The following is a 6,851-nucleotide window of genomic DNA, read 5'->3' on the forward strand; positions in this document are numbered from 1 at the left end:
AAATCATATATATCATCCAATTAGAACATTGCATTTGCTAATTGCTTATATTACATAGGTATTCCCGGTTTGTGGATATTAACTTAACCTTTCCCATGCCGTTTAATGACCGTTAAACTTAAGCCTGAAAAGAATATACATAAAAATCAATTTTCGACAGGCCGATTCCGGAAATAACTTACTGATGCCAATGGCGGCAATTGTAAACCGCACCACCAACTGAAAGACGTCTATTGTCCCTCATCCGAGGTGCGGTTCACATGACCGGCACTAAAACGCAGGAGAGAATGTTATTGTTGCGTCAGCAAAAACTTCACCACATCAGCGAACTGTTTAACATAGATATCCATGGAAGAGGTATCCAGGCCGTCATTTTTGACCATGTATTTTCCATTAACAAATATGGCGGGAACCCCGCGCAATTGCAGATCGGCTGCCGCTTTTTCCTCTTGCACCACTAATGATTTGACTACAAAACTATTTAAAGCAGAATCATATTCCTCGCCGCTTACGCCCGCTTTGATAAAGACATCGCGAATATCGGCCGGTGACTGAACGGTCTGGGTTTTCTGCACGGCTTCAAACATCAGGGGGCTGACTTTATCCTCAACGCCCAGCGCCATGGCCACTGCCCAGGCCTGGGTTAATTCCTTACCCAAAGGTCCAAGAAAATCAACGTGGTACTTGGTCATTTTGGTGCCGGCCGGCAGCGCTTGCCTGACGCTGGCGGAAATATGATAGGTTTGCTCGAATTCATAGCAATGGGGGCAATAAAAAGAGAAAAATTCCAATACTTGCGGTTCGCCGGTTACTGGCTTGTCAAGCTGGACATATTGCTGCCCTTCCGTAAATTGCGCAGCGGATACACTGAATGCAACAGCCATTAGAATACCCATTAACGCAAACCAAATTTTTTTCATATAAATGTTCTCTCTAAAGTTTAATACGAAGGCATAAGCTGTAACGGCGGCTCCCGTAATACCTTTACCTGTTCCGTAAAGATCACGGTTTGCTGCTCCCAAAATCCAGCTTCCACCATCCATGGGAAACTATGGGGGAACGCAGGATCGCCCCATCGCCTGCTGATCCAGGCAAGGTAATAGATCATGCGCATTGCGCGCAACGGCTCCATCAAGGCCAATTCACGCGGATTAAAAACCATGAACTCCTGGTAGGCGTCAAGTAAAAGTGACAATTGGTACTGCTGTTCCATGCGATCGCCATTGAGCAGCATCCAGAGATCCTGAACTGCCGGGCCGTTGCGTGCATCATCCAAATCGACAAACATCGGTCCGTCGCGCCACAGAATATTGCTGGCATGCAAATCGCCGTGCAAACGCAGCGGGAGCCAGTCATCACGCCAATATATCTTCACTTCGGCAATCAAAAGATCCACCGCGCGTAAAAATGCTTCCTTTTGCTTGCCGGCGATGAGGGTGCTCTGCTCCAGCTCGCGCCTGGGTTCGTACAGATACTCTTCCAATGAAATAGTGGGGCGGAAGGAGAAACGTTTTTCACCGTTATGGCGATGAATCCGGCCGATAAAACGGCCCACCCACTCCAGCTGCTCGTCGTTATCCTGCTCGAATTGCCGGCCGCCGACGCTTGGGAAAACGGCAAAACGAAAGCCTTCATGGTTCAACAGCGTCGAGCCGTTGATGCGCATCGGCGGGACCACAGGAATCTCCGCTTCCTCCAGTCCGAGCGACAGTTCGTGCTCCTCCAGGATTTGCTCGTCAGACCAGCGTTCAGGACGATAGAATTTCACCACGTAACGTTTTCTGTCTTCATCCAGAAACTGATAAACGCGGTTTTCATAGCTATTGAGCGCGGTTAGGCCGGAATCAATACGCAAGCCGACACTTTCCAGGGCATCCATAATCAATTCCGGCATCAACGTCTTGAAATTAAATGCTGTTATGTTCATAAAACGTTTTATCTATTTTAAGCCAGTAATAGACCAGACAGGTTGCCGGCAGGAACAACCGGGAGACTCTTTTTAGCAAGCAACATCTACTCTTTGATAATGCCGCGGGCCCGAAGGATGGCGGTTTTGAAGTCTTCTTCGTAATCCTTCTGCAAGCCGGGAATCATCTCGGCCTTGTCCGCGTCCCGCATTTTCAGGTGGTAAATCAGCGTATCGTCGGTGATTTCCGCCAGGCCGCCCTGATAACCGGCTTCATCAGCCAGTTTTTGCAAAAATTGCAGCAGATTGAGATCGGATTCTTTTCTCCAAGCGGGATGAAGAAGCTCGATAAGTTCGTCAACGCGATGATATTTCATAATCCAATCCTTCTGATGGTATCGGTCATAATGTAGCAAGATCCGCCGGGGGGGATAAACATCAATGTTAAGTAACCCCGGAAACATTGTATCTTAATATGTGGGCGACCAGCATACAGCATTTGGCAAACAGCGACTCCTTCCTAAAGAGTCGACGCGGCAATGCAGCGCTGATCTCGAATCTGGCTGTGTTAAAGACGTAAACCGCTTACAGGTAAACGCAACTTTTCCAAAAGCTGGTATCTTTAGCAGTAACGGCCAAACAATAAGAAATCTCCGGGAGACAACCATCATCAGCATATCAATAACCGGTGTCATCCTGGCGGGAGGACGTTCGAGCCGCATGGGCGGTGAAGATAAAGGGCTGATATTGCTCAACCAGCGGCCTCTTTACCGGCATGTCCTCGACCATCTGGCCGGGCAGGTGTCTACAGTCATTATCAATGCCAATCGCCATCTCGACCAATACCGGCAAAGCGGCCTGCAGGTAATTACCGACACGCTGCCCGATTTCCAAGGTCCGCTGGCCGGCATGCTCGCAGGCCTGAAAGCCGCCGGCACCTCATGGATAGTGTTCGTCCCCTGCGATGTACCGGTTTTCCCGGCTGATTTAGTTGCGCGTTTATGGGAAGGAAAAGGGAATGCCGATGCCGCTTTCGCCCATTCCGGTGAGCGCGATCATCCGGCTTTCGCGCTCCTTAACCGCTCGCTGATCCCGGCATTGGAAGATTTTCTATCCCGAGGAGAACGTAGGGTGATGTTGTTTTTCATGCAGGTTAACGCCGCAAGGGTTGTTTTTACGGCGCGGCATCCCGCCTTTTCAAACCTGAATACGCCGCGGGATATAGCAGACTGGCGTCAGTAAACGCCCATTGAGGATAAACATCATGGAAAAATCGCATCCGCCGCTATTGGCGATTACCGCATTTAGCGGGACAGGCAAAACAACATTATTGAAACAGCTCATACCCTTGCTCAATCAGGTGGGCGTTCGAGTCGGGCTCATCAAACACACCCATCACAAGGTCGACGTGGATACCCCGGGAAAAGACAGCTATGAATTGCGCAGAGCGGGTGCTCGGCAAACCATGGTGGCCAGTGACGCCCGTTGGGCACTAATGACCGAAAATCAGGATAATGAAATGCCCGCCCTTTCATGGCTGGCGGCACAAATGGACCCGAGGTTAGTGGACCTTATCCTGGTGGAAGGCTTTAAAAATGAGCCGGTGCCTAAAATTGCCCTATTCCGCTCGGATACCGGCAAGGACTGGCGCCCGTTGATTGATGAATACGTCATTGCGGTGGCCGGGGATGTAAAAGTGGATATGACATTGCCGGTGTTGGATATCAACCAGCCGGAAAGCATAGCCGCATTTATCAGCGAATGGTTGGTTGATAACCGATAGGATCTGATGCCATTTAACTATATAACCTTAAAGGTTACGAAGGTCATGCTTCGTTAGACCTTGACTTGTCCTTTTGAAAGATCCTTCACTTCAATTAAGCGTTTACGTTACGCAAATAAGCAGAAATATATTTTTATTATTTGATAGTCTTTCAACATTACCAATATACAAAATTTTTCTGTTTAAAATACCATCTAGACTTGAAAAATTAATGTGATCCAGACATTACTATTATTATTTTTATGAATAGGTTCTTTACCCATCATGCCTTTTTATGCTATTTATTGCCCGCTTTAAAAAATATGAGCGCACTCAATGATATAATTTTATATTTAAATATAATCACTTGGAATGATTTATATGGAGTATATATCGGCTAGAAACCACGAAAATACTTAATCTTTTAATGTGTTCAATTATTTTATAATTGAATTAATTTTCCTTTATCGTGTGAAGGTATTCCTATGATTCTCTTTTGTTAGAGTTATATTGCTATTTATCGTTTTACACCAACACGTAGTACAAAAACTTTCTCAAATCAAAACAAAGAAAATACTGAACAACTATGATCGCTTTCAAATGGTATGTCACTGTCATAAGTATGGCCGCCTTGCTGGTGGGCTGTTTATCTACGGAAAAGAAAAAAAAAATTGATAAAAACTCAATCCCAATGGGTCTAACACAGGATAGAAATCCATCAAATACTCATCAAAACGCATCGAATGCCCATGCCAGAAGAAAAAATCACAAGGAAATAGCGGAAGATAACGAAATAGAGGTAGTTGGCACAAGCCTTCACCAGAAGCAGAATGGCTATTCTTCAGAAGATGTTTCTACTCGTGAATCGGAGGAAAAACAGGGGTCGGCAGTCATTCATCTTCCATTGTTAGCCAAGTCGCTAAAATCTGCCTCCTTTGATTTCCTTTTGCCATTGAATAACGATGACGATAATTTAATCTTCAGCCAAATCGGAGCACGCCGCTACGATGGAAGAAATATTGTCAATTTTGGCGTAGGACAGCGGCACTTCTTCGACAGTTGGATGCTGGGTTATAATACTTTTTACGATAGGCAGATTTCAGGAAACCAGCATCAGCGATTAAGCGTTGGATTGGAGTTATGGAAAGATTACTTGAAATTTTCATCTAATAGTTACCACCGAATATCAGGTTGGAAGCCTTCAGCCTACCTTGACCGAAGTGTTGAACGCGTGGCCAAGGGCTTTGATCTGCGCTTGGAGGCGGCTTTATCAAGCTATCCCCAAATATCAGGTAATCTCAAATATGAACAGTACTTTGGCAGTCAGGTAGCAACGACCAATAGCCATGAACGGTACGATAATCCATCGGCATTTACTGCAGGCATGTCTTATACACCTTTCCCGTTAGTATCCCTTGGATTAGACCATTCTCGTTGGAATAATGGTAAGAACGACAATAAACTGAATTTATCCCTCAACTATAAAATCAACGTTCCGCTATCAAAGCAACTTGATTCTAGAATGATGCCACAGTTCAGGACATTATCGGCACAACGTTTGGATTTGGTCGATAGAAACCATAATATTGTCCTTGAACATAAGGACAAAAACATTGGCGATGCGATAAAACTCACGCTTCCTGCTGAATTCAAGGGTATTGAAGGCGAAAGAAAACAGGTCTATTTATCCATTACGTCGAAATACGAGATAGATCATGTCAAATGGTTTGCCGAAGATTTTATATCTCGTGGCGGGTCAATTACCACTAATTCCCCTTTAGATTACCAGATACAGTTGCCACAATTTGCTAACCAGGGCATAAACCAATTTGTCATCCAGGCCACCGCTTATGATAAGAAAGGCAACTCCTCAACTCCTAGCCAAATGACAATCTATACTGAGCGCTATACTCCCACTCAACTCGAAACTAATATTCCTCAATCACTAGCGGTACAAGAAAATATTACAAAAGAGGAACAATTAGTGGATCCTATCGATAACCTTAATGAAGAAGAGGATGATGATAATGATTTGAAGTCTGATAAATACGATAATTATTACCCCTCCCCGGATGAGGAAGATGAAGATCATCTATATGACACTGCGTATGAAACAGATTCGGATTCAAATGAGAGTCTTAACAATATTTCACTTTCTGATATTGATGATGATAATCCTTACACAGAAGAATCCACTACTGATACCGATTATGATTCCGGCTGGACTGATAGTGAAAATGAGAATATCGGTTCCAAACCTCTATTATCTTCGTCCTTTACCGAAGAGGATAAAAATAAACTAAACGACATTTTAAAAAATATTTCTGAAGAAGAAAAAAATAACTTAGCTGATAAACTCAGAGAGGTCTTAGAAAACAATTAAAAATCTCAAACCGATTTTAGTAATGGACTACCTCCACAGGTAACTTACGAGCAATAAAAGAAATCAACGGTCATTCATAATGATATTTCGGAAACCAAAGGCCTTACAATGGAGTAAGAAATCAAGAAGCATAGGGGAAAAAGAGGTTGGCCATATTTTCTAAGGTCAGTTTTGATGACAACTCTGACGAATTATGAAATGATGAATAAATCCTTATATTAAGTCTCCATTAATTCGTGCCTTTTTTGTAATCATTGTCTCCCTAAGATGCGGCTTAGACACCCAATGGAGTCAAGGGCAAAAAAGGCCACGAAGAAATTTTTGATGGAGTGGCATTCTCGCAGTTTATGTCCGCTTGCGCAGGTCTGTTACGGCTGGCGCAGACGGCTCCATTGAACCGGCTCTGCCGGTTGACCCACTTTAGGCTATTACATGAACTGATGGAGTAACGAACCGCCTGGTTTAGCAGGCAGAAAAAAGCCCTCTGTTTTCACAGAGGGCTTCGTTCAATTGGATGCCTGGCAGTTCCCTACTCTCGCATGGGGAGACCCCACACTACCATCGGCGCTACGGCGTTTCACTGCTGAGTTCGGCATGGGGTCAGGTGGGACCACCGCGCTAGTGCCGCCAGGCAAATTTCTCGTCTCTTCCTGAGACTCGCCCTGCGGGCCAGCGCTGTGCGCTGTACAAAATCGTTCCCGACGATTTTGTCATTTCCCCCGTGCAAGGCCAACGCTCCGCGTTGTTGACAGTCCGTCAGTGCTTCGACCGACTGTTTGTATTCTTTAGGTCCGGAACAA

Annotated in this window: 6 protein-coding genes and 1 rRNA gene; 3 read left to right on the forward strand and 4 right to left on the reverse strand. The window is 45.1% G+C overall.

Translation table 11 applies throughout. The annotated features are described in order from the left end of the window. Nucleotides 1–290 precede the first annotated feature (290 nt). The 3 genes from dsbA to ACL2XO_RS27980 form a co-directional block, all read right to left on the reverse strand. Nucleotides 291–920 carry a thiol:disulfide interchange protein DsbA gene (dsbA, locus tag ACL2XO_RS27970; RefSeq protein ID WP_132924157.1) on the reverse strand — a complete coding sequence of 210 codons (630 nt, stop codon included), beginning with the start codon at nucleotides 918–920 and terminating at the stop codon, nucleotides 291–293. Between the two features lie 20 nt (nucleotides 921–940). Further along, the gene (locus tag ACL2XO_RS27975; protein WP_413742011.1) at nucleotides 941–1,927 is read right to left on the reverse strand and encodes a serine/threonine protein kinase; all 987 of its coding nucleotides are present in this window, start codon (nucleotides 1,925–1,927) and stop codon (nucleotides 941–943) included. 86 nt (nucleotides 1,928–2,013) lie between these two features. Continuing rightward, the gene (locus tag ACL2XO_RS27980; RefSeq protein ID WP_132924155.1) at nucleotides 2,014–2,283 is read right to left on the reverse strand and encodes a YihD family protein; all 270 of its coding nucleotides are present in this window, start codon (nucleotides 2,281–2,283) and stop codon (nucleotides 2,014–2,016) included. Nucleotides 2,284–2,575: 292 nt separating this feature from the next. Here ACL2XO_RS27980 and mobA point away from each other — a divergent pair, with 292 nt between their 5' ends. From mobA to ACL2XO_RS27995, 3 genes are all read left to right on the forward strand, one after another. Next, nucleotides 2,576–3,148: a molybdenum cofactor guanylyltransferase MobA gene (gene mobA, locus ACL2XO_RS27985; protein ID WP_413743016.1), complete on the forward strand. Its 573-nt coding sequence runs from the start codon at nucleotides 2,576–2,578 to the stop codon at nucleotides 3,146–3,148. A 22-nt stretch (nucleotides 3,149–3,170) separates the two neighbouring features. Continuing rightward, entirely contained in the window at nucleotides 3,171–3,689 is a 519-nt protein-coding gene (mobB, locus tag ACL2XO_RS27990) for a molybdopterin-guanine dinucleotide biosynthesis protein MobB (protein ID WP_413742012.1), read from the forward strand. Between the two features lie 565 nt (nucleotides 3,690–4,254). Then, complete coding sequence (locus ACL2XO_RS27995) at nucleotides 4,255–6,051, forward strand: inverse autotransporter beta domain-containing protein (protein WP_413726143.1); 1,797 nt, start codon at nucleotides 4,255–4,257, stop codon at nucleotides 6,049–6,051. Nucleotides 6,052–6,567: 516 nt separating this feature from the next. Here ACL2XO_RS27995 and rrf read toward each other — a convergent pair. Then, nucleotides 6,568–6,683, reverse strand: a 5S ribosomal RNA gene (rrf, locus tag ACL2XO_RS28000). Nucleotides 6,684–6,851 lie beyond the last annotated feature (168 nt).

Source organism: Sodalis sp. RH15, assembly GCF_047324255.1.
In the GTDB taxonomy this organism is placed as follows: Bacteria; Pseudomonadota; Gammaproteobacteria; order Enterobacterales; family Enterobacteriaceae; genus Acerihabitans; species Acerihabitans ligni.

Excerpts from the sequence above, each read along its gene's own strand:
- ACL2XO_RS27995 (WP_413726143.1), top strand. The coding sequence starts at position 4,255 with ATGATCGCTTTCAAATGGTATGTCACTGTCATAAGTATGGCCGCCTTG.
- ACL2XO_RS27975 (WP_413742011.1), bottom strand. The coding sequence starts at position 1,927 with ATGAACATAACAGCATTTAATTTCAAGACGTTGATGCCGGAATTGATT.
- mobB (WP_413742012.1), top strand. The coding sequence starts at position 3,171 with ATGGAAAAATCGCATCCGCCGCTATTGGCGATTACCGCATTTAGCGGG.
- dsbA (WP_132924157.1), bottom strand. The coding sequence starts at position 920 with ATGAAAAAAATTTGGTTTGCGTTAATGGGTATTCTAATGGCTGTTGCA.
- ACL2XO_RS27980 (WP_132924155.1), bottom strand. The coding sequence starts at position 2,283 with ATGAAATATCATCGCGTTGACGAACTTATCGAGCTTCTTCATCCCGCT.